Origin of the sequence: Kitasatospora sp. NPDC087315, assembly GCF_044744345.1 — a bacterium.
In the GTDB taxonomy this organism is placed as follows: Bacteria; Actinomycetota; Actinomycetes; order Streptomycetales; family Streptomycetaceae; genus Kitasatospora.
In genome coordinates, this window is the sequence record NZ_JBIUYD010000010.1 from 193,346 (window position 1) to 220,232 (window position 26,887).

A 26,887-nucleotide genomic window follows, 5' to 3' on the forward strand; every position below is an offset into this window, starting at 1 on the left:
TCGGCCGGTCGGCCGGCCATGCTCCGTGCTGCCCAGGGAGGTTGCCAGGCGGCGGGCCCACCACAGCGAGGCCGGATCGGTCGGCATCCGCACGTCGTCCGGGACGCGGATCACCGGGCACCGCCCCCAGCCGCCCGTGCTAGGCGACGGTCAGCAGCGTTCGGATCCGGTCCGCCCCGAGCGCCAGCAGCAGGGTAGGCAACCGGGGGCCGGTGTCCCGGCCGACCAGCAGCTCGTACAGCAGCACGAATAGCTCCCGCTGGGCCACCTTCAGCTCCGGCGACGCAGGAGCGTCCAGCGGAAGCCCCGCCTGGACCTTCGGCACCCCGTACACCAGCGACGTCAGACCGTCGAACGACCAATGCCTGTCCAAGCCGTCCAACAGCAACTTCAGCGCCTCCCGCTTCGCCGCAGGCAACTGCTCCAGCCGCTCCCGGTCCGGCTCGGTACGTACCTGGGTCCGCTCCTCGGCCGGGACGTAGGTGCTCACCCACGCCTGTGCGCGGTCCAGCCGGGGCCGGGCCTCGTCCAGGTCCGCCAGCGGCTCCTCAATGGTGACGTCCCGCAGGATACGAAGGGTCTGCTCCGGGTCGCCGGCCGCCACGTCCGCAACCGAGGCCAGCGTGCGGAACGGCAGCGGGCGAGGCGTGGTCGACAGCGGCCCGGACGCCGGGCCCACCGAGCGGGCCCGCACCGCCACCTCAAGGTCCGTCGCCGTGCCCGAGGACACCTTACGGCCAAGCGCGTCCCACTCGTCGTAGACCCGCAGGATCTCTGCGTCCAAATCGATCTGAAACGACTGTCGGGGCTGGCGCCGGTTGTAGAGCCAGCGAAGCACCGAGGGCTCCAGCACCTCCAGGATGTCGATCGGGGTGGGAACGCCGCCCTTCGAGCTGCTCATCTTGGCCATGCCGCTGATGCCGACGAAGCTGTACCCAAGGTACGACGGCGGCAGCCCGTCGAAGACCTCGCGCGCCAGCTGCGACCCGACGGTGAAGGACGAGCCAGGAGAGGAGTGGTCGACCCCGCCGGCCTCGAAGGTCACCCCTTCGAAGACCCAGCGCATCGGCCAGTCCACCTTCCACACCAGCTTCCCGCCGTCCGCCTCGGACAGTGCGAAGCCGCCCTCGTGTCCGCACTCGCATCGGTACCGCATGTCCGTACTAACGTCCTCGAAGCTGACGACGACTGTGGAGTCCCGGCCGCAGACCTCGCAATACGGCCGGTACGGGTAGTACCCCCCGGCGCCGGCGGCGACCAGGTCCTCGTCGTCCTGCTCCACCTCCACGTCGGCTTCGGTCTTCTTCGTCCGGTACCGGCAGAGGACCCCGTCGATCTGCTGCCGGTGCCGCATCGCGTGCACGATCTGCTCACGGTAGGTCCCGGAGCTGTACATCTGCGTCTGGCTGACCTCATCGGCCTCGACACCCAGCTGGGCAAGTGCCGCGCGCAAGGGTGCCTTGAAGTGCTCCGCCCAACTGTCGTGCTCGCCGCAGGGGTCGGGCACTGCCATCAGCGGTCGGCCGATGTGCTCGGCGAAGCCAGCCGGGACGCCAGCTGGCACCTTGCGGAGCCGGTCGTAGTCGTCCCATGACAGCAGGTGTCGGCACTCCACACCACGGCGGCGAATCTCGTCCGCTACGAAGTGCGGCACCATGATCTCGCGCAGGTTCCCCAGATGCACTGGCCCGGACGGGCTGATCCCGGATGCGCACACCAGCGGAGCGCCACCCCGACGTTTACCTTCGGCGATCACCTGGTCCGCAGCGGCGGCCACCCAATCGCTCTGCTTCACGCCCACGACAATTCCTCCGGCTGATGGGGATTCAGATGGTCATAGATATGGTCAGCGCGTCTCGCTGTAGCCGCACTCGGGACACGTGTGCGTGACGCCCTTGCGGGCGTGCACACCGTAGGCGTCGGACTCCATGGGTGCATCGTCGTTGGGGCAGGTGATGTTGTGCATGGCGGTCTCCAGACGTGACGAACGAGGATGTTCTTCCTCGCCAGATCCGGATCAGCTCCGCTGATCCCCGTGCATCTCCACCGCGCGACCGGCGCAGGTGGACGGAGACCAGAAGAAGGGAGGGAGAGCGAGAAGCCCCCGCTAGCACTTGCCGCTCAGCGGAGGGCCTTATGCAGGACAGCGGGGGCTTCAGGCGAGCGGATGCGGGTTCAAGAACCAGTTGCCGGGCTGGTGGGCTCCGCGTCCTCGGGCTCACCGGAGGACGACGGCGCGTCCGGGACGGCGTCCTGGGGCAGGTGCGCCCACCAGATCTTGGTGGTGAGCTTGATCATGGCGTAGGTCTTGTCCGTGGCCGGGTCCCACAGGATGTAGAGGCCCTCGTCCGTGTACACGACGTTGACGGGCGCGGACTGAGTCGGCCCGGTGGAGCGGGCACCGCCCTTGCCGCCGTACAGGATGCGGGTGTTGTGGCTGTTGGCCTTCACCCCGGGGACGTAGCGGAGCTCGGTCATCGACCACTTCCCGGGTTCCGGTTCCGGGGTGCGCTCCACGGAGCCCGCGTCGGGGAAGAGGGTGGTCCAGGTGGAGCGTTCGGCGGGGTCGGTGCCCGTCGCGCCGATGCACAACCGGAGCCCCTTGGCCGGGGATTCGCTGCGCCGGGCGTTGACGAGCTTCGGTTCGGCAAGCAGGTAGCCGGTGCGGGTGACCTCGTGGCCACGGGTATCGGAGCCTACGGCGGTGACGTGGTCTCCGGCCGAGAGGCCGTCGATCATCTCCTGAAATTCGGCCTTCATGCGTGCGCTCCTTCGTCTGGGGGTCAGGGCGAGTTCGTGCTCGGGGATGTCTTCGAGGACGGTGAGCCGCGGGGCGTGCAGGGTGCCAGCGCACACCGCGCAGTCACAGGTGTGGCAGCAGTAGCGGCAGTTCGTGTCGTCGCAGAACGGGTCGGGACCGTGGTGGTGACTGGGATCGGGTTCTTCGCAGCCCCAGCTGCGGCAGGACCGGTCTCCCGACTTCGGGAAGACCCGGTGTTCGGGGGTCATTCCGTGGGCGAGCGGCACGCCAGGGCAAGCGAATGTCGAGTGGCGGGCGGCAGCTTCAGTGGGCCAGGCCGCGCGGCATGCGGTGCACTGGTACCGGCCCTCCGGGTGGAGGCGTGTGGAGTGGGTCATGGGGAATGGCCTTTCAGCGTTCCGTCGGCGGGAAGCGGCCGTTGGGATCGAGAATTGGTTCCCGTTTGTCAGGTGGCGTGTGTCGTCGGGGCGCTGGGGCACAAGGCCGCCGCGATGTCTGGCCGGCCCGGATACCGGACCCTGCGGCACCGGGCCACTCGCCCGGTCCGCGTGGTACCCGACCGGGTCTGACACCGGTCTGGGGAACAGTGCCGCCCCCGGGGTTGCGGGGCGTGGGGCCGGTCAGAACGGAGCTTCCTCGGGGTGGCGCTCGGGCCGGGTCAAGGAGGCCTCCAGCCGGGGCCGGGGCCGGATCCGGGGCAGGTGCACCCTTCGGGGTAGCAGTGGGGCCCGTCGTCGAAGGGCTCGTGCCAGGGGCAGTCGAACTCCGGCAGGCGCTCCACGATCACGCTCAGGCGGTGGACGGCGATCAGCCACGGCCCGGCGGTGAGAACGCCGGGCCGGGTGAGGCCGCCGGGCTGGTAGCGGGCCGCGGGGTGGCGGTGGGCCCAGCGCTGCCACAGGCGCAGTGCCCGCTGGCGCAGCGGGTCGTGGGCGTGGATCGGGTCCGGGGTGGGGGTGTGGGGGGCGGTGAGGCGCGCGTTGACGGTGAGTTCGAGGGCGGGCTCGGGGCCGCGCCACCGGCCGGGGCCCGGGAGGTGGGGGCGGGTGAGGGTGGCGTACAGGTGGCCGGGGGCGGCGGTGAGGGCGAGGGTCCAGCCCCGGATCTGAACGGCGTGGCGGATGTGGGAACCGCGCCCCAGGGACTCGGCCGTCTGCTCGGGGGGCGGGGGGCCAGAAGGGCGAGGGTGTCCTCGAACGCTTCCTCGGCCGCGGCGCGGTAGGCGTAAAGCGCCAGGGTACGAGGGTCGCAAAAACCGTACTCGCTCCACTGGTTCAAGAAATCGGTGCAGGCGGCGACGGTCTCGTAGACGAGGGCGCCCAACTCGGGCTCGTACGCGAGATCGGACAGGTGGCGGCGGGCGGTCATCGGCTGGTGTGTTCCTTCACTGGTCGGTGGCGCGGGCGGCTGGGCCAAGGCACGGGGTGCACGGGACGGAGGCCCCGACACGGGGACGGAGAGGCAGGTACGTGGTGTGCGCGGAACGGTCGGGACTCCGCTCGGGGTGAAAAGGGGTCCCGGCCGTCGGTGCTGGCCCGTACCCGGACCGGGCGGGTGCGGCACGGCCGGGCGCCGGGCTGCCGGGTGCTCTGTCTGGGAAAGTAGCCACGAGACGGAGCCGGTCAACACCCCAACCCCAGTGGGTGACAGGCCCGTTCAGGCCGGGTGAGGGGTGGCTCTGAACGGGCGGCCGGACGCGGCGCACCCGCCCGGCACCGGGCCTCCCCCTCCTGGTTGCCTGAACGGGAGCGACGGCGGACACGACGGTGCGCGCCCGCCGGAAGCGCCGCCGGAGGTGGCCGCCCCCGAGGGAAGGGGGCGAGGGACAGGGAGCGGGAAGGTACCCCGGCCCCCACCCGGCCGCACCACGAGGGGAGAGCACACACCGCCTAGCGGCCCTGGGATGCCGGCCAGGACCGCCGGAAACGCAACGGCGACGCAGCCGGCACCAGGCCTGGAGGGGGGCCGGCCGGGGCATCAGCAGCGGCGTGGCCGGTTCCGTGTCCTGGCCGGGGGTGAGGCGCAGCGCGCGGTGCGGGTCGGGCGGTGGTGTGGTGGCACAGCCGGACGAGTCGTGCGCGGCCGGGCGGTGGTGTTCAGCCGAGACGAAGGTTCCGCCGTGTGCGGATGATCTAGTCGATCAGGCTGTTGGCCTCGACGAGTTCGTAGTCGGCGGGGAACGCTTCGATCAGCTCGGCGGCCTCGGTGAGCGCGGCGCTACGGGCTCCATCGAGGACGGCGCCGAGCCGGTCGATCTCGGCGAGGGTGAGAGCGGTGCAGGGCGGGCGTAGACGGTCACGGCTACGGCTCCCCGGCGTCCTGGACGAGCACGTAGCCGCTGCGGCGGGGTTGCCCGGTTGCGGTGACAGCACTGGCGTGGAGGCGGCTGGCGAGAATCTGACGCTGGCGCTTGCCGGTGATGGCGTCGACGACCTGGGCCCGCACGTCGCCGGTGGTGTAGCGGAGGATGCGGGTGGTGACGCTGCTACGGGGGTCGCAGTCGCGGTAGACCTGGTGGCGCTTGATCATGTGGTACCTCCGGGTCGCGGGAACGAGGCCGCTGGTCTGCGGCGCCGTCACACGGCGGGAACCGACCTCGAACTGAATCTGGATCGCGTGGCCTCATCGCTTGATCACCGGGCGTCCTCGGCTTTGCCATCGGCGTTGATCCGCCATCCGGTCACACGATCGGTGACGGATACACGGTCGAGGAGGCCGCGTCGTTCCCGGCGAGCAACCCGCCTTCAAACGCTCAGGTGAGACCGCTGCACTCCGTTGCAGACGGCCAGACCCCGAGCAGTGGCCGGGCCCCGGCTCCGGGGCGCAGCAGGCCGGGGCTGGGAGCCGGCAGCCGGGACGGACGGTCCGTCGGAACCATCCCGGCCGGGATGGGAGCAGCACCGCGTCGGCTTCGAGGGCCGGCGTTGGAGCGGGCGCCGCCCTGCCGGTTGCCGTGGGCCCGGCGGGGCCTCGCGGTGCTGCTCCGCGCGGCCCCGGAGAGTCGGCGGGGTCAGGGGGTGTCTGAGATAGGGGTGTTGGCGGCGAGGAAGAGGCGGGCGGCAGCGAGGACGTCGCCGTCGAAGCCTTGCCGAAGTCGGGCGAGGGCACGCGGACCTTACCTGTTGACCAGGTCGGGGGTGACGTCGATGTGGTCGCTGGCGGCGGACGTGTCCTCGGTGACGCGGCCGTCCGCGAGCGCGCGTATGGCGTCCCCTGCGAGGTGTCATCCCTCCAGGTACGGGTTGTCGTACCGGGCGGTGAGTTCGGGGTGGAGGGCGGCGAGGTCGGCGGGCGTGGTGTCGGCCGCCGCCTGACCGCTGATCAGTGCCTCGGCGTAGGCGGCGGTGAGACGCAGAAGTCCCAGTTCCCCCCCTTGCAGTTCGAGGCTGAGGAGGACCTCGGTCGGGGGGAGCGCGGGGGCGCCGGGACGGGCGCCGCGCTCCTTCATCCAGCCGGACAGGGCGGTGACGGTGTGCTGGTGGCGGTACTCGGTCGTCAGCAGCGGGGCGTCGGGGATGTGCCAGGCGCCGGTGCCGTTGACGCTGATCTCGCCGTGGGCAGTGGTGAGCTGCCACAGCACGGTGTCGCCCTGGTCATCGGTTCGAGGTAGAGGACGTGGTAGTCACGGGATCCTGCGGGGCCGGTACGGATGGTGAGCTCGACCGCGACGGCGCGGTCACCGGAGTGGTCGGTCCTCTCGGCGGGGATTCCGTGCTGAGAGAGAGCGGTCGCGAGATCGTGTGCGGTAGCGGTGGGGTCCATGGTGTGCTCCGGTGAGTTGGTGGACGGCTCTGAGGGCCCGGAACGGATCGAACGGGCCCGCCTACCCGGGGGCAGGCCACGCGGCGAGGAGAGGCGCGGTAGCGACGGCCGGCCGAAGAGCGTGGTCTTCTTCGAGATCGCAGCCGGAGGGAAGGAGGAGCCGCTCAGCGTGTCTCGCTGTAGCCGCACTCGGAGCACGTGTGCGTGACCTTCTTGGTCCTCTTGCTGGCGCGGACACCGTGGGCGTTCGACTCCATGTCGATGGTGCAGTTCGGGCAGTTCATGGCTCGGCTCCTGACGCGACAAGGATGTTCTTCAGCGCCAGATCCGGATCAGCTCCGCTGATCCCTTGTGCTCGCCGCCTTCACGGGGCGAGTAAGGCGAGCCACGAAGAAAAAGAACACAGCACCCCGGCGCCGCAACTGCCCGAAGACAGAGCGCGCACCGGGGTGCTGGGGAAGCCGGATCCGCGGAGATCTCCAGGGACGCGCTGCGGGGATCAGCTGCAGCGCTCAGGAATCGAACCTGTTCCGCGGTCGGTCTGCACGGTGTGCCTACTGGCGCACGCCGAGGATCAGTCGGCGCACTGCGGATTCGAACTGTTCCGTGCAGAAGGCGCGGTGGTCTGTCGTCGATCGCCGGCATCAGCTGTGCTGATCACTCAGGAGCAGTTGAGATCTGGCCGGCAGTGGGGTCAGATCCGGTTGAGGACGTCGAAGCGCAGGCCGCGCCAGCGGGCGCCCCCGAAGGGGCGGGATTACGAGCGGTGGGCGGCCATGTTGGGGCACGAGTCGTGGTCGAGCGTTCCCGTGCCCCGGCAGGCGGGACAGCGGGTGTTGAGCATGTCCAGCAGCAGCGCGTTGAGGGCCTGGATGGTCGCGGCGTGGGTGCGCTGGTCGCGGTCGTGCCCGATCGCGGCGGCCTCCAGCATCCGGCGGGCGAAAAGGCCGATAGCCTCGCGGACACCTTCGACGCTGCCCACGTCCAGGGCGGTGATCTCGGTGTCTACGGTCCGCTGATGGGAGCGTCGGGCAGGGACGGTTGGGGTAGAAGCGCTCAACGCGTACTCCTATCTCGGCGAGTTGGGTGGGCGGTGGCGGGGGAACGGACTCCGACGGACGTGGGGCAGCCCCCGATGAGGTCCCAGGTGCTGGAACAGTCTTTGAGGCGATGTCAAGCGGTCGGGAAGGGCAGCTGTTCGTCCACGGCGCTGGCGTACGCGACGGCCGGAGCGACAGCCGCGACCGGGGCGGGAGCCTGGGCCTGCAGGGCCTGGTTCCGGGCCTCGGCGTTCTGCACGCGCTCGTTCAGGCGGGCCTGGGTCACGGAGCGCGGCTCCAGGAAGGTGATGTCCTCGGAGATCACCTTCAGGTCGAAGACCAGCTCGCCACCCTTGGAGTACCGGTCCATGCGGAGCGTGTAGCTGACGGCGACGAGGTCGCCCTTGTGGATGTTGGCGTAGGGGCCCGCGCCCTGGGTCTGTGCGCGGACGAAGGCCTCGACGGGCACGGCGTCCGAGTCGCGCTGGTTCTGGGCGTTGGTGTAGGCGCGGTCGGTGAAGACCGTGAACAGGACCTTCTTGGAACCGTCCCTGTTCTCGAAGACCTTGGGGTCGTTCGCGAGTCGGCCGATGAGCTGTCCGTTGTTGCGGGGGTTCGCCATGAGTCTTCTCCTCGAAACAGCAGAGCGCCCGGATCGATGTCGCCGTCCGCGCGCAGTGGGGTGGGGTTGGGTCGCTGAGATATTCAGTTATCTGTCATGCCACCATCCGGATCAGCTTCGCTGATCAGATGAAGTTCTCTTTCAATGCTTCATCCGAATCAGCTGCGCTGATCGAATGCTTCGTCATTCCGAGTCCCGAATCGGCTTCGCCGATCAGGCTCGATCGGGCTCATCGTCGGGCCTCCTCGACGGTCGGGATGCCGTTGAAGTTCGCAACCCATGCTCCCGGCGGTCCGCTCAGGCGGGCCGTTGCGGTGCCGTCCGGGCTCTGAGCCCAGCCGGCCAGCGCCGACCGCCGGGCGTCCTCCTCGTTCAGCGCGGTGACCGTAGTCGTGAGCGGCACCGTCAGGGTGACCGTGAACAACTTGAACGGCGGCAGGGTCTTGCGCCGCGCGTGGTACTTCCTGCGGGCGTGCTGGAAGTGGACCAGCTCGTCCACGTACTCCTGCATGCTGACGAAGGAGTGGGCGCGGTCGCGGGTGTCGGTTTCGATCGAGCTGAACCTCACCCACTCACCCGTGCGGACGCCGCCGGGGCCGGAGCGCTCGTAGATGACGTCCGCAGGCGCGCCTGCGGCCTTCGCCTCGGCGCACCGACCCTCGATGTACTCGCTGTAGGAGCCGAGGTGGACGGACCAGGCGACCAGGTGGAGGTAGCCGTGGTGCTTGGCGGGGTCGGTGACGTGCTGGTTGGCTCCCCCATAGGGCGGGTTGAACGTCGGTTCCTGCACTGTCAGTTCTCCTTCACGGTGAGGGCGTGGTTGGTCTCGATTTCGGCGCTGTCGTTGTTCTTGCCGAGTTCGATCAGGCTGATCGTGCGACCCTGGACCTGGTTGCCGAGGAGCTGTATGACCGCTTCGGCGATCTCTTTGTGGGGGGGCGTATCTCCCCGGGGTACTGCAGCTCGCCGTCGCAGTGCGGGTCGTCGGGCTTGGGGGTGGCTTACAGGTAGATGAAGCAGGCCACGGTCAGTCCTTGGTGGTACCGATCGGGATCTGGGTGGGGAGGAGGTCTAGGAAGCCGAGCGGTTGGAGGCATTCCTCCTACTGTCCGGTCTCGTCGGTGTGCAGGAGGTTCAGCAGGATGTGCAGTTGGAAACCATGGAGGAACTTGTCTTACACCGCCCGGACCTTGGGGCAGTTGTCGCAGAACTCGCGCTCGTCGTCCTTCCCCAGACTTCGGTCACGAGCCTCCAGCCGTCGGGCGTGGCGATCACGTCGATCGGGGCGAGGTCACCGGCACCGAGGTGGGCGTGGTCCAGAGCCGTCGGGCCGCGGTCAGTTCTCGGATCGGTGGGCGTGGACGGCGGAGTAGCGACTGAGCCAGCCCTCGACAGTCGAGCGCAGGTGCGTGTGCTCGGGCTGGTAGTAGTCCTTGTAGTCGCGGACCCTGCTAGCGAGCAGGAAGGAGACATGGTGGTCGCCGGCCGCGACCGGAACGTTGTCCCAGTCGATCGCGGCGAGCTGCTCGAAGGCGGCGGTGCCGTCGTCGATCTGCTGTACGGCGGCATAGTCCTTGCCGTCGGCGACTTCCAGGCGGGCGAGGACGTCCCGCGGGTTGCCGTTGCCGCGCGCAGCCCACCACTGGGAGTTGTCGGCGGTGTAGCAGTACGCGGCCCACTTCGTCTCGCTCTGGTTGCAGTCGACCATGTAGCCGAGCCCGCTGGTGGTCTCCTCGGGCTTGAGTATCCCGACGTTGTACTTGAAGCGGCTGGGCAGCTCGGAGGCGCGCCTGCGCCAGTTCACGCCGTCGAGCGCGGGGGCCTGGGTCTTGCTGGTCACGGATGTCCTCTCATCGGTACGTGCTGGCGGGGCGGCCACCCGTCACGCCGCCGAAGGGGCGGGCGGAAGCTGACCGGACGTTCAGGTGTCGTCCTTGTCGACGGGCACGCGTGCGTCGTTGAAGCAGTAGGTGACGGCCGGCTCGCCGGGGTGGTAGTCGATGGACTTGATCCGCCACTCGGCCGGGTCTTCCTCGTTGTCGTCGATGAAGGCCCAGTTCGCGGTGGCCATGGCCTCGTTGTCGTTGACGAGGTAGGAGTACTCGCCGCGGCACGGGTCGTAGTCGTTGATGTACGTGAACATGAACGACCCGCCGTCGGGGTACCGGTTGATGCTGAAGCTCGGTCCCTCGGTCACCAGGATGTCGAGACCGTCGCCCATGTGTTCTGTGAACATCGGCCGGTTCATGATCTCGTGGTGCTCGACAGTTCTGTAGACGAAGTGCCGCTGGATCAGGTAGAGCGCTCGCAGGAGCGTTGCGGCGTGGGCGATGTGTTCGCCGTCCAGCGTGATGCGGTAGTCCGCGCCGTCGTAGGTGCCCTTCGGCATTTCAATGACGATGTAGGTGCGCGGGTGCGCGCCGCCGATGCGGACCTCGCGCTTTGTCGCCTCCACGGACTCGCCGACGCTTACCCACTCGGTGACGGTGCCCACGACCCTGTCGGCCGTGCCCCGGCGGTTGTAGCGGTACTCGGTCATGAAGTCGTCGCCGGAGTGGTGGTGCATGTTCTCGTACTCGGTCTCGGACACCGGGTCGAGACCCAGCGGTTCCAGGCACTTGTTCTGCGCAGCACGGACCTCGGCAACGGGGATCCGGGTGTCGTTCACTTGGATTCCTCCCCGGTGTTGGCGGCGGTGATCACGGGGCACCGATCACCCCACACGCTGGTGCCCGGACGTCCGGCCCGGCGGCCGTTGATGGACGGCACCGTGCGGTGCTGCGCCGTCGCGAGGACCGCGCGACCCGACTGCTTGCCGTCGTAGAGAGCGGCGTCCGCGGCCCTCTGCAGCACGGTCAGGTCGCGGGAACCGACCGAGGCCGGGGTCGCGGCGCCGACCGACGCGGCCACGTCGACGGTGCTTCCGTCGTCCAGCGTGACCGGGGTGTGCAGCATCCGCACCAGCTGCTCCAGGCGCTGCTCGAGGTTAGCCGCGGTCAGCTCCAGGACCACGGCGAACTCATCACCTCCGAGACGGCCGACGGCGGCACGTGGGCCCGCCCAGGCGGTGAGCCGGGCGCCGAATGCTGCGAGGACGGTGTCGCCCGCCGCGTGTCCGAGGCCGTCGTTGATCCGCTTGAACCTGTCCGCGTCGACCATGACTGCGGTTGTGTCGTCGCCGTGGCGGACCAGGAGCCGGCGGGCGCGGGCGGTATAGGCGTCGCGGCGCAGAAGGCGGGTCAGCGGGTCTTTCTTCGCTGCGGCGAGCTTCATGTGGAGCGCGACGGCGTGCACCACCCAGCCGGTCAGCGGCACGGCTGCGGTGGCTATCAGGAGGGTGCGCGGGCCGAACCGGCCCCTGGTGCGCAGGACGAAGTGCATACTGAGGTATCCCTCTCGTCTCGTACGGGATGGGTGGCCCGGGGCAGCCGTCGAAGCCGGTCAAGCAGAGCGGCTGTCCCGGGGCAGAGCTACAACTCGCAGGTGCTGGGCTTGGTTGAGCGGTAGAGGTTCGCCCAGCGGCCCGCGGTTGCGGCGGGCCAGTCGAGCGCCCAGCCAGGCCGGAATCCACGGGCGCCCCAGCCGTCCGGCCGGCCGTGGGGGACCTTCCGTCCGACCTCCGTCGCGGCGCGTGTCGCGTCGTAGACCTCGTGCGCGATCCGTAGGGCGGCACTGCGGCTGTCGGCCCGGCCGGTGAAGACGTGCAGACCGCGCACGCCGGTCTGCACGGCGCTTCGCATCGGGACATTCACCTCGAAGTAGAGCAGCGGCACGTCCGTCTCCTCTCTGGGTTGAGGGGCCACTGCGACCGCTCCGGCCCCGGCGGGTGCGAGGTCCGGGGCGGCACAGAGTGCGCTCAACTCAGGCGGGGGCTCAACTGGCCGACGCGATCGCGCCGCGCAGGTGGATACGCGCTTGGGCCAGGAGCGCGGCCTGATCGGCGCCGGGTTCGGTCAGAGCGTCGGTGAGGTGGGTGGCGGCGGAGTCCAAGTGGTCGCTGGCGGCCCGGAGTTTGCCGAGACTGGAGTCGGCGAGGACGTCGCGGACTTCTTCGACCAGGTAGATGAACCGGTTCGGGGTGAGCCCACGCGGCGGTTCGCTGCCGATGAGGACCGCGAGCTCCGCGGTGAAGCAACTGTCGAGCGCGGTGAAGGTGTCGGTCCGGGTGGTCTGGACGGCCATGAGGGCCTCCTCGTCAGAAGTCGAGCCGGATGGTGATGGGGGTGCTGGTGATCGCCGTAGTCGCGGCAGGGGTTGTGGACGGTGCGGCGGTGTGCGGCAAGGGCGGCTGCGCCGACTGAGGAAGAGTCGGTGGTGCAGTCCGGGCAGCCCTGCCACCGTGGCCATCAGTGGAGAGTTCGGCCGGGGTGAGCGGGTGCGGGTGCGGCCCGTCGGCGGCGAGGCTCACTGGACCTCGCCTCGGGCCAGCTGCCAGGGGGCGAGCACCAGGAGCTCCGTGGCGAGTGATACGGCGCGCGGGTGGATCTCGGGCACGCTCACTCTTCGGTCTCCTTCGCGCCCTCGGTCTCCTCTGCGGCGCGGGCGTCCACGCGCTCCCGCGCGGTGTCGGTGATCAGCGGGCAGGTCTCCGTGACGCAGTTCTCGCAGGAGGTGCACTGCTCCTTGTGGCAGTCGTGGCCACTGGTCTCAATGGCGTCGGCGAACTTGGCGCGGACCTCGGCGGGAATTCCCGAGTTGGACGCGGAGTCGTACATCGAGCAGGCCCACGCGTGGTCGTGTCCGGAGCGGCCCGGGTCGATGACGAGCTCATGGATGCCCTGGACGGACGGGAAGTCGAGCTCCTTGCCGTCGAGGAAGTACTGGGTCTGCGGGTTGCCGTCGCCGTCGATGTAGACGATCACGTCCGTCCTCGGCCCGCTCTCGATCTTCGGCAGCACCTTCGGTCCGAAGTTCTCCACGGCCGCGATCCGGCGGTCTCGTCGTCCAACTCGTTCATCGTGGCCCTTTCAGCAGAAGCGCGGCGAGAGACGCCTACGACTTCTCGGCCTCGACCCGAACGTTGTGGGCGAGCTGCCTGTCGAACTGTGCGTCCGTCAGCTTCTTCGTGCCGTCGGCTGCGGTCACGCCGACGTTCTCGCGGACCTCCTTGACCGTTGTGAGTAGCTCGGCGTCGGCGTCAGTGTCCCAGCGGGAGCACTGGACGGCGAGCTCCCACATCCGGATGCGGACCCACACCATCTCGGTGTTCCGTGTGGTTATCTTCTCGATGCCGACGATCCGCAGCATCTTCGCCAGGTGCTTCTGTACGTCGTTCACCGGTGCCCCTTCATCTCGCGTACCAGGTCCAGGAGCTCACCCGCGAACTCGGTCCTGAGCTCGCCGATGAGCTTGCGGCCGGGGTATCCCTCGGCAGGGTCCGGGATGTTCTCGTACACCCGCGAGTGCCCGATCCGCTCTCCGCTGGCCAGCCGGAACCGAAGCCCGTCGAACTCCGCGGCGTACCGGCAGACTTCGGCGGACATGGTGCAGTCGCACAGCGGGACGACCTTCTCCACGATGGGACGCCCCGCGATCCCCCTGGTACAGGACCCGCTCGATGTCCTGCTGGTTGTTCAGCGAGGTAATCGGCTCCGAGGCGTGATCGGCGAGAACGACCTCGTCGACCTCACGCAGCATCCCGTCGTACGACAGCCCATTCTTGATCGCCAGGTAGAACACCCACGTCACCTCGACGCGCTGCGTGCCAATCAGACTCATGTTGAACTCTCCTGTAGGAATTTTCGGCTGGGCCTCGACTAGCTTTTGGGGGTGGGCCGGATGTTGACCCATTCGTCGGCCTGGTGATCAAGCCACTCGAACACGTCCTGGTCCCCGGACTGCGTCTGGGGCCGGAGAACCCAGAGGTAGTCCCTCTCCGGGAGGGGCTTGCCGAGTGGTGCCGTCCGGGAGGGTGTGCTTCTACACGTAGCCGTGGACCGTGTCGTGGGCGATCCTGCGGATGACGAGGAAGCCGCTGGTGTAATCGTTGTGCGCGGGCAGGAGGTCGACGTGCTTGGCGAGTCCGGGCAGCACGCTCACGCCTCCGGGGTGGGGAAGATGCGGTACTGGCGGATACGACGTCCGACCGGCCCCCAGGCCCCGACGATTTCCTGCACCGAATCCGAGGACATCAGTCGGCGCGGCATCCACGCCAGCACATCGCAGAACGCAGCCTCCGGGGACCACAGCCGCACGAAGTGCTCACCGCTCGTCCACGTGGCGAAGGCCAGGCTGCCCGAGTCGGTCACCATGTTGTGGAAGTGCCACACGACCGTGCGCTCGCCCTTCCCCTCGGTGTTGTCGATCTCCCCGGTCCGCGGCAGGTCCGGCTGCCGCTGTCGCCAGTGCCTGCCGCAGGCGCGGGCCTGCTCCAGAATCTCGTCGGCCAGTTCCGTGCCGGCTGGCGTCAGCGTGTACGTGCACGGGCCGCCGTCCGGGTCGTCGGGCTCAGGAACGATGTTCAGCAGGCCACGGCGCTTGAGGCTCCACGTCACGTCAACCAACTCGGCGATCGGGTTCGTGGTCTCACGGTGAAGGATCTTGCGCAGGCGGTCGGGCTCGACGCCGGTCCAGGGGTGGGCCAGGGCAAGCAGCAGGACCTGGCGCTCCAGCTTCCGCTCGGGCGTCAGGTCCTCGAACCAGTCGAAGTAGGACTCGGTCACCAGCGGATGTTCTCCTCGTTCTCGTTGCTGGGCTTGCGCCACTCGAAGACGCCGGGGCTGACGTAGGTCTCCACCAGCTCCCCGTTCTTGATCAGGTCGATCTCGGCCCGCTCCTCGTCGGTGAACTCGCGGTACCGCCAGTGCTCGTCCGAGAGCGGCAGCCTGGTCGTGTCGAAGGACTGGCCCTGGAGGCGCACGCCCTGCTCGCGGGCGGCGTCGACCTCCGCCGCGGGCGCGATGCGGCGCTCCGGGCAGTTCTCGCAGTACGCGCCCCATCGCTCCGGGTTGCCCTCGCGCGGGACGAACTCCAGGACGTGCGTCGCCTCGTTGTCGCAGAACGCGGCGCTGCACGTGACGAGCATTCCGCGGCTGTTGAATCGGGGGCCCGACCCGGTCGACAGGCCGCAGGGGAGCTTCACTCGGTTCTGCATGACTCACCTGTTCCAGTTCTGGCCGTTGGTGACGGCCTCGACGAACGTTCCGGTCGTGTGCTGGGGCGTCTCGGCCGCCGCGGGCTCGTCTTCGCTGTCCTCCTCAGGCGTGTTGGCAGGCGTGTAGAGCCCCAGGTCCGCCAGGAGGCGGCCCATCTGGATGGCGGACTCGGCGATGTCGTCCTCGGCTTTGAGGCGGATGTGGGCCTCGCAGCTGTCCGTCCCGAGCGCCTTCTCGAAGTCGTCGTGCGCCGTCGCCAGGTCCGCCGCCCCGGCCTGTACCCGGTTGATCTGCTCGGCGCTGAGGACCACGGAGCCCTCCGGGGCGACCATGAGGCCCAGGCCCTCGGCCATGCGCTTTGCGTAGCTCTGCCACCCGGCCTTGCGGGTGCCGAAGTACTTGCCGTTGTCCTCGCCGAGGAGCCCGGTCGCCCAGGGGTCCTGGGTGCCGCCGTAAGCGAGGATCAGCATCCGGCCGTCCGGCATCGGGGTCTGGTGCACGATGGCGCGCCCGGCGTAGGTGTAGGTGTTGTCGGTCTGCATTCGGTTCCAATCGCGATGGCGCCCCCGCGCTCTGCGCGAGGGCGCTGCCAGTCAGGGGTGGTTCACGCCTCGTCGGTCTCGACCGAGACCAATTCCGCGGAGACCCGGCGGCGCTCGCCGCTCATGTCGCGGATGAGGACGTAGCCGGTGTGCTTGAGGCCGTGTTCGTAGGGTTCGGTCTCGGTCTCGATCACGGTGCAGAGGGTCATGAGCCGGCCCCAGAGGGCCTTCGCCCCGGCCTGCGCTTCGAGCGTGGCGCCCCACATGTCGGAGGCCCAGAGCCGGGTCTCCTCGTCGGCGATCTCCTCGAAGTGCGGGTACTCGCCCACGAAGTTGATCTTTTCGGCCTTGCGGACCCAGACACCGTCGTCGCGCCGCCTCTCCAGCCCGATGGCGGCCAGCACCATGCGGCCCTCGCGTATTGCTGCGGCGTCCTTGAAGTTCCCCCCTGATCTTGGACAGCGGATGCTTACGCTGCGGGGGTGAAGTCGTTCTGCAGCCTGGCTCGGGTTTCGAGCGGGGTGAGGTACCCGAACTCGGGGTGCTTGCGGAGCCTGGTGCGGTTGTACTCGACTTCGATGAAGCGGAAGACATCCGCGCGGGCCGCCTTGTGGCTCTCCCAGACGGTGGTGCCGATCTCCGCCTTCAGCAAGCCGAAGAAGCTCTCGGCTGCGGCATTATCGTAACATATGCCGGTTCGCCCCATGCTTTGCCGCAGGCTCAACTTCCTTATCGTCCTGCGGAATTCGCTACTCGTGTACTCGCTTCCGCGATCGCTGTGCATGATGCAGCCGGGCTTCAGGTCGCCGCGGCCGGCGGCCATCTTCAGGGCGTCGGTGACCAGCTCGGCGCGGTGGTGGTCAGCCATCGCGTACCCGATCACCTCGCGTGTCGCCAGGTCGATGACTGTGGCCAGGTACCACCATCCCTCGATCGTCGGCAGATAGGTGATGTCGCCGACCAGCTTGGTGCCGGGCCGGGCCGCGGTGAAGTCGCGGCCGACCAGGTCCGGGGCTGGGGCGGCCTTGGTGTCCTGCTTCGTCAGGTGGCGGCGCCTGCGGCGGGTGATGCCGCGGATTTCGCGCTCGCGCATGATCCGCTCGACCCTCTTCCGGTTGATCGCATGGCCGCCCCGCCGCAGCTCGGCGTGCACGCGCGGGGCACCATAGGCGCCCCGGGAGGCGGCATGGATCTCCCGGGTCCGACCGGCCAACTCATCCTCGGCGCACTGCCGTTCAGCAGCGGCCGGCCGCGACGCGAGCCACGAGTAGTAGGTAGAGCGGTTGACGCCCATCACGCGACACAGCCGCGCGACGCTGTAGCCGCCGGGGTTCGCCTCGGTAGCCTTCTCCGCATCGATGAAGAGGCAGACATCGCCTACTTCACGATCTCCTTCGCGAAGAAGGCCGCGGCTTTTACCAGGATCTCGTTCGCCTTCTTGACCTCGGCCAGCTCGCGGCGAACGCGTCGCAGCTCCTCGCGTTCATCGGTGGTCAGCGCGCCGGCCGGCCCCTCGCCCCGGTCTGTCTTGTCCTGCTTCACCCATCCCCGCAGCCCCTCGGGACTCACACCCAGCTCCCGGGCGATCTCGGTGACGTTCCGATGCGGCGAGGACCGGACGAGCGCGATCGCGTCCCGCTTGAACTCGGCCGTGTACCGCTTGCTCATGTTGCTCTTACCGCTCACTATCAGGACTGCTTCCTCTGGGACTCAACGTCCCAGTATCAGGCTGTCCAGTTCAGTGGGGGAACTTCAGGCGCCCCCGGCCGCCGAGGAACCGGCAGCTGCTGCGGCGCCCCGCAAGCGGGCCTCGAAGAAGGCCGCAACGTCTAAGGCCTCCGGCAAGGCGGCTCCGGCCGGCCGCTCCGGCAGCCTCTCGGACGCCATCCAGGACGTCCTGGCCAAGGCCAGCGCACCGCTTCGGGCGAAGGAAGTCCTCCAGGCCGCGGGCTTGGACGAGACCAGCAACAACCTCGCCAACGTCACGGCGGCGCTCGGGCGTCTCGCCGGCCAGGGTCGGGCGCAGCGTCCCAGCCGTGGCCGGTTCGAGGCAGTACCGCAGGGCTGACGGCGCCGAGGCGGGGCAGTGCCCCGGAACCTGCTGATCGGCGCTCAACTGCCCCGGCGGACCGCCGCCGCTGACACCTCGCTCCCCCGCCTGCGGTCTCCGTGCGGCCCCACTGCGGTCCGCGCGGGGAATCGGGCAGGCTGTTTCTCGTTGCGCCGCGTCGTGAGGGTTACCCGCCCCCGGGTCAGAGTTCGGTGATCTGCCCGTCAAGGCCGTACCCGAACACGCGGTGCGACTTGAACGGTGCGGGGCGAAATACCGGAATCTGACCGCCACCCCGTGCAGGTGACATGAGGATGTCGTAGGAGCGCGTGATACCCAGCACCCACCGCTGCGGCTTGGCTTCCACCCACCCGGCGCCGGTTGTCGCCCCGGCCAGCACGTGGTTCTCGCTCGCCCGCCGGGCACGCTCCAACCGGATGTGCGGGCACAGCGTCAGGGATGCCTCGGCGCAGGCGGGGTGCATGGGTGGGTCGTAGTAGCTGCGCAGCTGGAACGGCTTCTCGCCGCCGAGGAACGCCACCCAGTAGCCGAGGTCGCCGCTGCAGATCGCGCAGCGGCGCTGCTGGGCGAGCCACAGGCTCTGCTCGGAGTTGATGGCGGTGAAGTCGTGGGAGTCGCCGTGCTGGGAGACAGCCGGGATGGGCAGCTTCCGTCGCGGATCGACGGGGAGTTCCGGCATGCGCTCCGGGAGCTTGGCCAGGAGCGCGGCAACGTCGGGTTCGATGGGCATCGGGGATCCTTGTCCGGCTGGCCGGGCACGGGCCTGGCCTTCCTCGGGTGGTCAGCGGGTGACAGCGGAAGCGAGTTCAGCGGCTCACGTAGGGCGGCCAGGAACGCTTCGTCTCCGTGACGGTGGGGCCGACGGTCGGCCCCACCACACACCTGTCGGGGTCAGTCCGTTGTCAGGCATGCCAGCCCGAGGGCGACGTCGCCGAGAGAGAAGTCCGACAGTTCCAGCCGCGCGAGTCCTCCAACGAGTACCTCGACCCGCATAATCCCGTACCTGCGCCGGTCACCGGCGGGGTTGTCATCGCACTCGAACGTGCTGCCGGGCGGGCAGTCTTCCAGCGTCTCGGCTCCGTCGAAGTGCTCGTGCGGCTCGCCCCAGGCCGTCCTGTATACCTGGGCGGCGCGGTGGGCCTGCCACACAGAGGGGAGAGTGGACATCAGGGTGAGTTTCTCCTTGAGGTGAGGGGGGACGGCGGGGCCGGGCCGCCTGCTGCCGCTGTGGTCCGGGCCTGAGCGGGAGATGCGGTTACGGGGTGCTCGTCGGCCGTCCGAACTCACCGGCCAGCACCGCTATGACGAGCCCGAGCATCTCCACGGCCTCCTCGGCGTGCCGGTCGGCGACCGCGTCGTAGTCGTTGCCGAGCAGTGCTCCGTCGGCGTCCTTGTACGGCGCGAGCTCGGCTTCGTGGCGGGCCAGCATGGCTGCATGCGCGTCGATCAGAGCGTGGAGCACGGCCTGGCCGTCCCCTTCGGGGATGTCGGCGGCTTCGGCGAGGTCTCGGTCCTGCCACATCGCGGCGCAGTGCAGCCATCCGGCCAGGTTCTGGATACGCGCGCTGTATGCGCGGTCCCACCGGTGAAAGGGGAGGGCCTGGGCCTCGGTGAGCTGGGTGAGAACTTCGGCGATATCGGCGGGGCCCGCGTCGCGCGGGAGCGCAGCCAAGGGAGTTTTGAACACGGCGTTCCTTTTCATGGTGAGTACAGGCGGACGAGGCACCGTCGGGGAGGACAGGCAGCGTGGGGTGGCCGAGGCCGGGCGCGGAGGCAGCACTGCCGTTCAGATGTGTCGCACTTAGCCGCTTCCGAAGGTCGGGCGCGGATGTCAGAGGGTGGGGCTACTCCCAGAGGCCGGCCACGCACAGGTCGGTGACACTGGGTAGTTCGGACAGGATCGAGTGGAACTCCTGCGGCTCGTACTTCCCCTGGCGCGTGGCCTTGATCAGCCGCAACCAGAGATCGATCTTCACGGGAGATTCCTCGTGGTCGCGTGTGGCGATGTATCCGGCGTCCATACACGAGTGCTGGACTCTGTCGACGACCGTGATCAATTCACCGAAGGCGATCCGGTCTCCTCGCCGGGGAACCGGGAGCTCGCCCGTCTCCCAGGCGAATTCGGCGGGGTGCTCGACCCCGTCGTATTTGAAGCCGAGGTCGAAAACCGCGTAGACGCGCACCACTGTTCTCCTTCTCTGACTGGTCCGGGTAGCGCCCTGTGCACAGCCCGGCTGGGTGGAACGGAATGAAGGAGCGGAAGCCGGCGGACAGGGACCGGTGCATCCGCATCCGTCTCGCCGTCCGCTCTACGGCCGCTCTTCCGCTGGGACTACAGGATCTGGGGAGGCAGCGGGTCTACGCTCCCTCGCTAGCTCAGTACGTGCTATGCCCAGTCGCCGGCGGTCAGCTCAGTTCCGACCTTGACCGTGTAGGACGACCAGCGCACCACCGTGTCCTGGTCGCCGACGATGTTGTAGAGGATCTGCTTGTGGTGCCCGCCGTCGGGATACTCGTGGTACTCCTCGGCATACTCGCGGGCCAGGTCGATGGTCGGGAACGGGATCTCGACCGGCTCCCCGTGCCAGAAGTGCGTGGTCAGGTTGCCCTTGATCGGCATGATCCGGAACCGCTCACCCTCCGGCGGCATCTCGCCCTCGTACAACCATCCATCCGTCGACCCCCAGCCGCGCGCCTTGCCCTGGTACTCGGCTTCGGCCTCCTCACGCGTCTCGTACTCCGTGACCGTCGCCTTCCGCCGCTCGCTACGGAGGTGGTTGCACGAATCCGACCAGCCCGGGGTGCGCACGCAGTAAGGCTTCGGTCTCGGTGTGTAACCCGGCTCCGACTTCTCGCAGCACGGCTCCAGAATGCAGACGGTGACTACATCCGCCATGAATCCCCTTCCCAGGAAAATCTGCCGACTCGGGCTTATCCACTGTGTGCCGTGCGGCGTGAACGGCATCGCAGATGCCGATGGACTTCAGCTGCAAGCCAGCTCGGTGGCTCGCGACCAACTGCCCATCCGGAAGCGGATGGTGGTGGCCGGCGGAACATCGGACTTCGGATTCACCGGATCCGTGCGCCAAGCCTCGTAGGCCGCCAGCGTCGTGGACCCCGTTACCAGCAGACACCAGCGGATCGCGGCGATGAGCTGATCCTGGGTCCACTTCGTCGTCGCATCCCGCAGCTGCTCGGGCCGTGCGACCGCGTCGAGGCCCGCGAGCTCCAGCGCGCGGCTCCAGCTGCCGAAGCGGCGCTCGTAGAGCGGAGCCGACGGGCCCGCGCCCCTGCGACGCTGTTCGAACGTGCGACGTCCGAGAGTGCTCTCCCCCTGCGCCAGGCGGATGAGCACGCACAGGAGCTCCCGGTCGGTGTAGACGACCGGACCTGACTTCATAGGTGCGGGGACGTGCGCAGCATACATAGTCAGCCCTTCGCGGGAGGAGGTGAAAAGCCCATGAACAGCCACCCGGCAGGGGGCCGCTCGCAGTCGGCACGCGCACGACGCGCCACAGAGCGCCCGGATCAACTCCGTTGATCCCCGTCAGCCAAACCAGCCCGCACGCACCCTGTGCGCCGGACGGGGCTCGGGCACGCCCTCTGCACCTCCTCACCTCACAGCCTTTCCAACTCGCCACAGACTGGCACTCGATAGGCATTCGCGTAAGGTACCCTCAAAGGCCAGTCGATTCAATCCGACTAGACGGCGACAGGGCAGACAGGGTGAGAAGCGATGAAGACCTGGAGAACGAGGAGGGCTGCGCTCGCGGCCGCAGCACTCGCTGTGGCCGCGGGCGGTCTGCTGGCCGGATGCTCCAGTGGCGACGGCAGCACAACCCAGGCGCCACGGTCGCCGTCTACGCCGGGTCCGACTGTGAGCACCGCCAAGGTCACCGACGCCGGGTCGCTTGTCGAACATCTACCCAATGTCAAGGACCAGGCGATCTAGCCGCCGAGGTTCACCCGTGGACTCGCCGACTGCACGACGAACGCGACGCCGAGTCCCACCAGCGCCGAGGTGGCGCCGGGTCAAGCGAGAACGGGCGTGGCCCGCAGCAGGTGACCCTGCTCAGCTCCTTCCTCCTCCGACAGGGTCGCCTGCTGCGGCAATGCCCCGCCAGGGAGGACCGACGGGGCACGTCAGCGACTCTACGGACATTCGAATGCCAACGAAAAGAACAAATATGACTTATTGAGTAGCGCCTACAAAGCGCCCCATCGAATGAGTCGACCATGGCAAGGAGAAGTCGCGCATGACCGCCCCACAGGAGTTGAAGAAGAAGACGCAGTCCGTGCGCGACACGAAGAAGGGCGCAACGCAAAGCAGCAGTGGCCGCCAGGGCATGTTCATCCGGCTGGACCCGGACGACAAGCAGCGGGCGGAGTACTGGGCTGACAAGCGCGGGTTCTCCTCGTTGAACGAGTACGTGGCCGAGGCGGTGGTGGAGAAGATCCGGCGCGAGAACCTCGACTACGACCTGCCGACCCTGGAGATCGCGCGGCTCAACGAGCTCGTCGACCAGGTTGCGGCACTGGCGAAGAACTCGGCGAACCTCGAACGCGTCGTCACCACGGGCTTCGACTCGCTGATCGGGCTCACCCGCGGCGACAACTACCTCCTGGACGACGAGAACGGTGAGCTCGCATGAGTCGGGATTTCGCAGAGATGCTGGAGGCGACCACTCCTACCAACGAGGTAATGGAGGTGGACACGTCATTCCTTGACGCCTACAGGCGCGGTGGGAGCGAGGAGCTCAAGCGTGTCCAGGCCCAGGCGGCACAGCCTGGGCCTGAGGCGGCAACGCTTGAGCCGAAGGTGCAGTTCGATGAGGCCAGCGACGTCGACTCTCAACCCGCGGTTGGAGGTCCGCAGGCGGATCTCGACGTGGAAGCCGCAGCGGATCGCCCGAGCCTGGAGCCGGACCACGAGCCCGACGCCGGCGACTCCGAGCGGGCCGGCGGATCCCATCAGCGCGGTGGTGCCGGCGGCGGACAGAACACCGCTGACGGGGTGCTCCCGGGCGGTGCGCCGGCGGGCCCTGCGGCTGATGCCGTTCCGGCTCCCGGGGCACAGCCGGACGTCGAGGATGCCGCTACAGCCGAAGTCGCTGCTCATGACGTCGTCGCCGCACCGGATGAACCCGAGCATGCAACGTCCGGATCGCTGCAGTTCACCGATCATCAGGACGCCGCGCAGAGCGCGACCTCGAAGGGAGGTTCGGGCAGTACAGCCGAGGCCGCCACGCTCCCCCAGTCTGGCTTCCGGCTCATCGGCGTGCAGAGCCAGCCGCACATCAAGGCGCTGCCCGAGAGCATCATGAACGCCCTGCGGGAGCAGCTGCGAGCAGCCGCAGTCCGTGAGCTGGGCGTAAGCGACAGCGCTGCTCGGGAGTTCAGCCGGCGGTTGAGCCAGGGCACGCTGGTGACAGCGTTCCTGCTGGCGCAGCTCGACCTGCACCTTGATGCCGACCCCGCCACCGAGCGCGCGGTCGAGCTGTTCCGCTCCCGCGACCCGCTGCTGGGCAGCGTGGTGGCACGCCTGGCAAACATCGAGGTCGCCGAACGCGAGCGGGACGGGCTGCTGCGCAAGCTGCGCGACGAGCTGGGCGAGGTGCGTCAGACCAGCGCGGTGGTCGAGCAGGCGCTGGCGTATTCCATCGCCGACCGTACGGAGAACTTCCTGCGGGGCTCGCACAACCTCCACGACGCGCCGATCACGCACAAGGAGGCGATCTATCTCCGGGACATGGCCCGGGAGGCGACCAGGAAGCAGTCGAAGCTTGAACGCGAGCGGGAAGGACGGCCGATTCGATGACCACGACGGGCAAGACGAAGCTCTTCCTCGTCCGGCAGCGCTGTAAGACGTGCGGTAAGAGTCTGGGCCTCCGCGCCCAGGACCCGGTGCACCTCGGCCTGTACTGCACTCCGCGGTGTGCGGGTATGGCCGCGCCGGCCTCGCAGCCCGAGGACGCGCCGCGCGGATGCCGGACGCAGTGTGAAGGGGCGTGGGCCTTCAAGCGCCGCTATCGGAGCGAGCAGGAGATCCCCGCGAGGCTCCGGGAAGATGCGTCGACGAGCTGGTACTGGTGCGAGGAGAGTTGTGGCGCGATTCACCTCGGCCACACGCGCATGGGCGAGCGGGAGAAGTTCCGGATGTTCGAGGACCTCGCAGCAGACCTGCCGGATCTGCTGATCAAGCTCAGGGGTCAGGCGACGCGCAAGCAGGTCGCTGAGGTAGCTGGAGTGCGGCCCATCCGATTGAAGGAGCTGGAGGAAGGCCTGAAGCACCCTGAGGGGCTCGAGACGTCGGCAGGATACTGCGGGTGTACCGCGTCCGGCTCGGCGTGGCGATGCCGACTCGGTAGTAGCGCTCGACAGACGAAGGCCCCGAGAAGTCTCTTCTCGGGGTCTCCTCCTTTTTCGACGAGCGGTGATTGCCCGAAGAGCGCGCCAGTACCGGGTTTTCTCTACACACCCGTAGCACCACCCAAGGATCTCCTTGAATAGCTATTCAAGTCCCATTCGACCACCTCTTTCAAGTAGGATTTAACTCGCTTGCGAGTCGATGACGAGAAGGAGTCAGGCATGGTCGCGATCGTGGTGGCGGAGAAGCCGAGCGCAGCGAGGAACATGGCCAGCGCCCTCGGCGGGACGAAGGGCAGCTACAAGGGCACGGCCTATGAGGTGGCGAGTCTGCGGGGCCATCTCTATGAGTTCGCCCAGCCGCACAAGATGGTGGACTCCTCGCTCGCGGACGCCTATCAGAAGTGGGACCTGAGCAATCTGCCCTGGGATCCCGATGATCTGACGTGGAAGCGCGAGCCGCAGAAGAACGTCGCGGACGTCATCAAGACGCTGCGCAGCGCGCTCGGCCGCGGCGACGAGATCATCATTGCCACGGACCTGGATCCGTCCGGCGAGGGCGACCTGCTCTTCTGGGAGGCGATCGACGAACTCGGCTTCCATGGCAAGCAGTTCAGCCGCATGGAGTTCACGGATGAGTCGAAGGCATCGATTCAGAAGGCCTTCGAGCAGCGCCGGCCTGTGAAGTCCATGCAGGACGAGAGCGATTACCGCAAGGCGATGTACCGCTCGCAGTGGGACTTCCTCTCGATGCAGTTCACCCGTATCGCCACGGCGATGGGCCGCCAGTCCGGCCAGGACCTCGTGCTGCGCCAGGGCCGGCTGAAGTCGGCGATGGTCTCTCTCGTCGGCGACCAGCAGAAGGACTACGACGCGTACGTCAAGAAGCCGTTCTTCCAGAACCGCTTCCGCGACGAGAACGACGTCATGTACACGAATCCGGACGAGTCGCGGTTCGATCAGAAGGGCCAGGTGCCGCAGCAGTACGGCCCTTCCGCTGTCGTCCTGGACAGCAAGGCGGACAAGAAGACCGCGCCGCCGAAGCTGCTCGACCTTGCCTCCCTGTCTTCGATGCTCGTAGGCAAGGGGGTGAAGGCGAACCTGACGCTCTCGACCTACCAGAAGATGTACGAGGACCAGGTTGTCTCGTACCCGCGCACCGAGGACAAGACGATTACGCCTGAGCAGTTCAATGACCTTACGCCGCTGGTCGACAAGATCGCCTCGGTGGTCGGCGTCGACGCTGGGCTTCTGACGCACCGCCGGCCTCGTTCCACCCATGTGAAGCCCCAGGGCGCTCACGGCGCGAACCGTCCGGGTCCGAAGGTGCCCTCGTCGCTAGAGGAGGTCGAGCGCAAGTACGGCAAGGCCGGGCGGCTCATCTACGAGATGCTCGCGAAGAGCTATCTGGCCATGCTTGCCGAGGACTACCTCTACGAGCAGCAGAAGGGCCACGTGGAGAAGTACCCGGACTTCGTCGGCATCGCCAACGTGCCCAAGAGCCCCGGCTGGCAGGCCGTGTTCGATCCGGACGCCGGCGACGGCCCGACCGAGGACGACGGGAACGAGTCCGGCAAGGGCCTGGGCCGGAACGCTGAGCCGTTCATCTTCGAGGGCGCGAACAAGCGCCCCGAACACCCGACGATGAAGTGGCTCATGAAGCAGCTGGAAAAGCGTGACGTGGGCACGGGCGCGACCCGTACGTCGACGTACTCGGAAGTCACCAACGACAGGGCGAAGTACCCGCTGCTGACCGAGACGGGCCGGAAGCTCAGGCTGGCGCAGGCCGGCGAGATGAGTTGGAGGCTCCTGCCCGGCACGCGCATTGGCAATCTCGGACTCACCGAGAAGGTCTACGCCGACATGCGCGACATCGCCGCCGGGACGGCGACCGCCGAGGAGCGCCTGGCCGTCGTCGCCGACTGGGTGCGCGAGGACATCGCCACGATGGCGAGGAACGCCACGTCCATGCGCGCTGAGCTGGGCCTGAAGGAGCAGGTCGGCGCCGCCCGCGCCGAGGGCGTGTGGCAGGCCGCTCCGGGTGGCCCGAAGAAGGTCACCTTCAAGAAGGTCTGGTCGGGCCACAAGTTCAGCGATGACGAGGTGGCGAAGCTGCTCGCGGGCGAGACGATCTCGTTCGAGGCGAGGTCGAAGGAGGACAAACCCTTCACGGCCACCGGTGCGCTCGGTGTCGGCGACTTCAAGGGCCGCAAGTTCGTGGGGTTCCAGCTGGATGTGCTGGACAGGCCGACGAAGTGGTCTGGTCGGACGTTCACGCCGGCGGAGGTCACAGCGCTTCTGGCAGGCCAGTCGCTGGAGATCGACGACTTCGTCAGCGCGCGGACGGGCAAGACCTTCGGCTGCAGGGTCAGCTGGGACGCGAAAGCAAAGAAGATCACCTCTGATCTCGGCTCCGGAGACGAGCCGCCTCGGTCCTGGTGCCAGGTGACCTTCACCGATGCGCAGCGCAAGGACCTGGCGGCAGGCAAGACCATCCAGGGCACGGGCTTCGTCTCGTCCAAGGGCAAGACCTTCGACGCCCGTATCTCCTGGAAGGCAGAGGCTGGCAAGAAGAAGATCGTCCCGACGTTCGGTTGATGCCGGACGGGCACTGACGAGCAGCAGCGGG

General features: G+C 68.2%; 33 protein-coding genes. 5 read left to right on the forward strand and 28 right to left on the reverse strand.

Going from position 1 to position 26,887, the window contains the following annotated elements; genetic code table 11:
* Positions 1–139: 139 nt before the first annotated feature.
* From lysS to ACIO5D_RS16810, 22 genes are all read right to left on the reverse strand, one after another.
* On the reverse strand, positions 140–1,795 hold the full coding sequence (lysS, locus tag ACIO5D_RS16705) for a lysine--tRNA ligase (protein ID WP_400795879.1): 1,656 nt from the start codon (positions 1,793–1,795) through the stop codon (positions 140–142).
* Between the two features lie 380 nt (positions 1,796–2,175).
* On the reverse strand, positions 2,176–2,760 hold the full coding sequence (locus ACIO5D_RS16710; RefSeq protein ID WP_400795881.1) for a hypothetical protein: 585 nt from the start codon (positions 2,758–2,760) through the stop codon (positions 2,176–2,178).
* A 659-nt stretch (positions 2,761–3,419) separates the two neighbouring features.
* Positions 3,420–4,013, reverse strand: coding sequence for a hypothetical protein (locus ACIO5D_RS16715; protein WP_400795884.1), 594 nt, complete (start codon positions 4,011–4,013; stop codon positions 3,420–3,422).
* A 1,049-nt stretch (positions 4,014–5,062) separates the two neighbouring features.
* Positions 5,063–5,290, reverse strand: a complete 228-nt coding sequence (locus ACIO5D_RS16720; protein WP_400795887.1) for a hypothetical protein — start codon at positions 5,288–5,290, stop codon at positions 5,063–5,065.
* Between the two features lie 694 nt (positions 5,291–5,984).
* On the reverse strand, positions 5,985–6,341 hold the full coding sequence (locus ACIO5D_RS16725) for a hypothetical protein (RefSeq protein WP_400795890.1): 357 nt from the start codon (positions 6,339–6,341) through the stop codon (positions 5,985–5,987).
* Positions 6,342–7,280: 939 nt separating this feature from the next.
* Positions 7,281–7,583, reverse strand: a complete 303-nt coding sequence (locus tag ACIO5D_RS16730; RefSeq protein ID WP_400795892.1) for a hypothetical protein — start codon at positions 7,581–7,583, stop codon at positions 7,281–7,283.
* Positions 7,584–7,696: 113 nt separating this feature from the next.
* Positions 7,697–8,185 carry a single-stranded DNA-binding protein gene (locus ACIO5D_RS16735; protein ID WP_400795894.1) on the reverse strand — a complete coding sequence of 163 codons (489 nt, stop codon included), beginning with the start codon at positions 8,183–8,185 and terminating at the stop codon, positions 7,697–7,699.
* Positions 8,186–8,414: 229 nt separating this feature from the next.
* Positions 8,415–8,975, reverse strand: coding sequence for a hypothetical protein (locus tag ACIO5D_RS16740; RefSeq protein WP_400795897.1), 561 nt, complete (start codon positions 8,973–8,975; stop codon positions 8,415–8,417).
* A gap of 546 nt (positions 8,976–9,521) precedes the next feature.
* Positions 9,522–10,025: a hypothetical protein gene (locus tag ACIO5D_RS16745; RefSeq protein WP_400795900.1), complete on the reverse strand. Its 504-nt coding sequence runs from the start codon at positions 10,023–10,025 to the stop codon at positions 9,522–9,524.
* Between the two features lie 81 nt (positions 10,026–10,106).
* Entirely contained in the window at positions 10,107–10,853 is a 747-nt protein-coding gene (locus ACIO5D_RS16750) for a hypothetical protein (RefSeq protein ID WP_400795903.1), read from the reverse strand.
* Positions 10,850–11,566, reverse strand: coding sequence for a GGDEF domain-containing protein (locus ACIO5D_RS16755; RefSeq protein WP_400795905.1), 717 nt, complete (start codon positions 11,564–11,566; stop codon positions 10,850–10,852). The genes ACIO5D_RS16750 and ACIO5D_RS16755 overlap by 4 nt, the downstream gene beginning before the upstream one ends.
* 89 nt (positions 11,567–11,655) lie before the next feature.
* Positions 11,656–11,958, reverse strand: coding sequence for a hypothetical protein (locus tag ACIO5D_RS16760; protein ID WP_400761845.1), 303 nt, complete (start codon positions 11,956–11,958; stop codon positions 11,656–11,658).
* A 100-nt stretch (positions 11,959–12,058) separates the two neighbouring features.
* Positions 12,059–12,367, reverse strand: a complete 309-nt coding sequence (locus ACIO5D_RS16765) for a hypothetical protein (protein ID WP_400761846.1) — start codon at positions 12,365–12,367, stop codon at positions 12,059–12,061.
* A gap of 314 nt (positions 12,368–12,681) precedes the next feature.
* Positions 12,682–13,104 (reverse strand): hypothetical protein, encoded by a 423-nt coding sequence (locus ACIO5D_RS16770; protein WP_400795908.1) that lies wholly within the window; start codon positions 13,102–13,104, stop codon positions 12,682–12,684.
* Positions 13,105–13,177: 73 nt separating this feature from the next.
* Positions 13,178–13,462, reverse strand: a complete 285-nt coding sequence (locus ACIO5D_RS16775) for a hypothetical protein (RefSeq protein WP_400795910.1) — start codon at positions 13,460–13,462, stop codon at positions 13,178–13,180.
* Positions 13,459–13,701, reverse strand: a complete 243-nt coding sequence (locus ACIO5D_RS16780; RefSeq protein WP_400795913.1) for a hypothetical protein — start codon at positions 13,699–13,701, stop codon at positions 13,459–13,461. The genes ACIO5D_RS16775 and ACIO5D_RS16780 overlap by 4 nt, the downstream gene beginning before the upstream one ends.
* Before the next feature lie 519 nt (positions 13,702–14,220).
* Positions 14,221–14,847 (reverse strand): hypothetical protein, encoded by a 627-nt coding sequence (locus ACIO5D_RS16785; RefSeq protein WP_400795915.1) that lies wholly within the window; start codon positions 14,845–14,847, stop codon positions 14,221–14,223.
* Positions 14,844–15,209: a hypothetical protein gene (locus ACIO5D_RS16790; protein ID WP_400795918.1), complete on the reverse strand. Its 366-nt coding sequence runs from the start codon at positions 15,207–15,209 to the stop codon at positions 14,844–14,846. Before ACIO5D_RS16790 ends, ACIO5D_RS16785 begins: the two co-directional genes overlap by 4 nt.
* A gap of 72 nt (positions 15,210–15,281) precedes the next feature.
* A complete protein-coding gene (locus ACIO5D_RS16795) occupies positions 15,282–15,821 on the reverse strand; it encodes a hypothetical protein (protein ID WP_400795921.1) in 540 nt (179 codons plus the stop codon).
* Between the two features lie 62 nt (positions 15,822–15,883).
* Complete coding sequence (locus tag ACIO5D_RS16800; RefSeq protein WP_400795924.1) at positions 15,884–16,228, reverse strand: hypothetical protein; 345 nt, start codon at positions 16,226–16,228, stop codon at positions 15,884–15,886.
* A 62-nt stretch (positions 16,229–16,290) separates the two neighbouring features.
* The gene (locus ACIO5D_RS16805) at positions 16,291–17,181 is read right to left on the reverse strand and encodes an IS3 family transposase (RefSeq protein ID WP_400796084.1); all 891 of its coding nucleotides are present in this window, start codon (positions 17,179–17,181) and stop codon (positions 16,291–16,293) included.
* A gap of 17 nt (positions 17,182–17,198) precedes the next feature.
* Positions 17,199–17,507: a transposase gene (locus tag ACIO5D_RS16810; protein ID WP_400795927.1), complete on the reverse strand. Its 309-nt coding sequence runs from the start codon at positions 17,505–17,507 to the stop codon at positions 17,199–17,201.
* A gap of 55 nt (positions 17,508–17,562) precedes the next feature.
* Here ACIO5D_RS16810 and ACIO5D_RS16815 point away from each other — a divergent pair, with 55 nt between their 5' ends.
* The gene (locus ACIO5D_RS16815; protein WP_400795930.1) at positions 17,563–17,889 is read left to right on the forward strand and encodes a hypothetical protein; all 327 of its coding nucleotides are present in this window, start codon (positions 17,563–17,565) and stop codon (positions 17,887–17,889) included.
* Positions 17,890–18,073: 184 nt separating this feature from the next.
* Here ACIO5D_RS16815 and ACIO5D_RS16820 read toward each other — a convergent pair whose 3' ends face one another.
* The 6 genes from ACIO5D_RS16820 to ACIO5D_RS16845 all read right to left on the reverse strand — a co-directional run bounded on the left by ACIO5D_RS16820 (position 18,074) and on the right by ACIO5D_RS16845 (position 21,319).
* Positions 18,074–18,622 carry a hypothetical protein gene (locus ACIO5D_RS16820; protein WP_400761866.1) on the reverse strand — a complete coding sequence of 183 codons (549 nt, stop codon included), beginning with the start codon at positions 18,620–18,622 and terminating at the stop codon, positions 18,074–18,076.
* 161 nt (positions 18,623–18,783) lie between these two features.
* Positions 18,784–19,059: a hypothetical protein gene (locus ACIO5D_RS16825; RefSeq protein ID WP_400795933.1), complete on the reverse strand. Its 276-nt coding sequence runs from the start codon at positions 19,057–19,059 to the stop codon at positions 18,784–18,786.
* Positions 19,060–19,147: 88 nt separating this feature from the next.
* Positions 19,148–19,564, reverse strand: coding sequence for a hypothetical protein (locus ACIO5D_RS16830; RefSeq protein WP_400795935.1), 417 nt, complete (start codon positions 19,562–19,564; stop codon positions 19,148–19,150).
* A gap of 172 nt (positions 19,565–19,736) precedes the next feature.
* Positions 19,737–20,075: a hypothetical protein gene (locus ACIO5D_RS16835; RefSeq protein ID WP_400761871.1), complete on the reverse strand. Its 339-nt coding sequence runs from the start codon at positions 20,073–20,075 to the stop codon at positions 19,737–19,739.
* Positions 20,076–20,278: 203 nt separating this feature from the next.
* Complete coding sequence (locus tag ACIO5D_RS16840) at positions 20,279–20,701, reverse strand: hypothetical protein (RefSeq protein ID WP_400795938.1); 423 nt, start codon at positions 20,699–20,701, stop codon at positions 20,279–20,281.
* Between the two features lie 174 nt (positions 20,702–20,875).
* A complete protein-coding gene (locus ACIO5D_RS16845) occupies positions 20,876–21,319 on the reverse strand; it encodes a homing endonuclease associated repeat-containing protein (protein ID WP_400795940.1) in 444 nt (147 codons plus the stop codon).
* Positions 21,320–22,148: 829 nt separating this feature from the next.
* Between ACIO5D_RS16845 and ACIO5D_RS16850 the strand changes: the two genes are divergently transcribed.
* The 4 genes from ACIO5D_RS16850 to ACIO5D_RS16865 all read left to right on the forward strand — a co-directional run bounded on the left by ACIO5D_RS16850 (position 22,149) and on the right by ACIO5D_RS16865 (position 26,856).
* Positions 22,149–22,544 carry a hypothetical protein gene (locus ACIO5D_RS16850; protein ID WP_400761875.1) on the forward strand — a complete coding sequence of 132 codons (396 nt, stop codon included), beginning with the start codon at positions 22,149–22,151 and terminating at the stop codon, positions 22,542–22,544.
* Between the two features lie 50 nt (positions 22,545–22,594).
* A complete protein-coding gene (locus tag ACIO5D_RS16855; RefSeq protein ID WP_400795943.1) occupies positions 22,595–23,710 on the forward strand; it encodes a hypothetical protein in 1,116 nt (371 codons plus the stop codon).
* The gene (locus ACIO5D_RS16860; RefSeq protein WP_400795946.1) at positions 23,707–24,402 is read left to right on the forward strand and encodes a hypothetical protein; all 696 of its coding nucleotides are present in this window, start codon (positions 23,707–23,709) and stop codon (positions 24,400–24,402) included. The genes ACIO5D_RS16855 and ACIO5D_RS16860 overlap by 4 nt, the downstream gene beginning before the upstream one ends.
* A gap of 78 nt (positions 24,403–24,480) precedes the next feature.
* Positions 24,481–26,856, forward strand: coding sequence for a DNA topoisomerase (locus tag ACIO5D_RS16865; protein WP_400795949.1), 2,376 nt, complete (start codon positions 24,481–24,483; stop codon positions 26,854–26,856).
* Positions 26,857–26,887 lie beyond the last annotated feature (31 nt).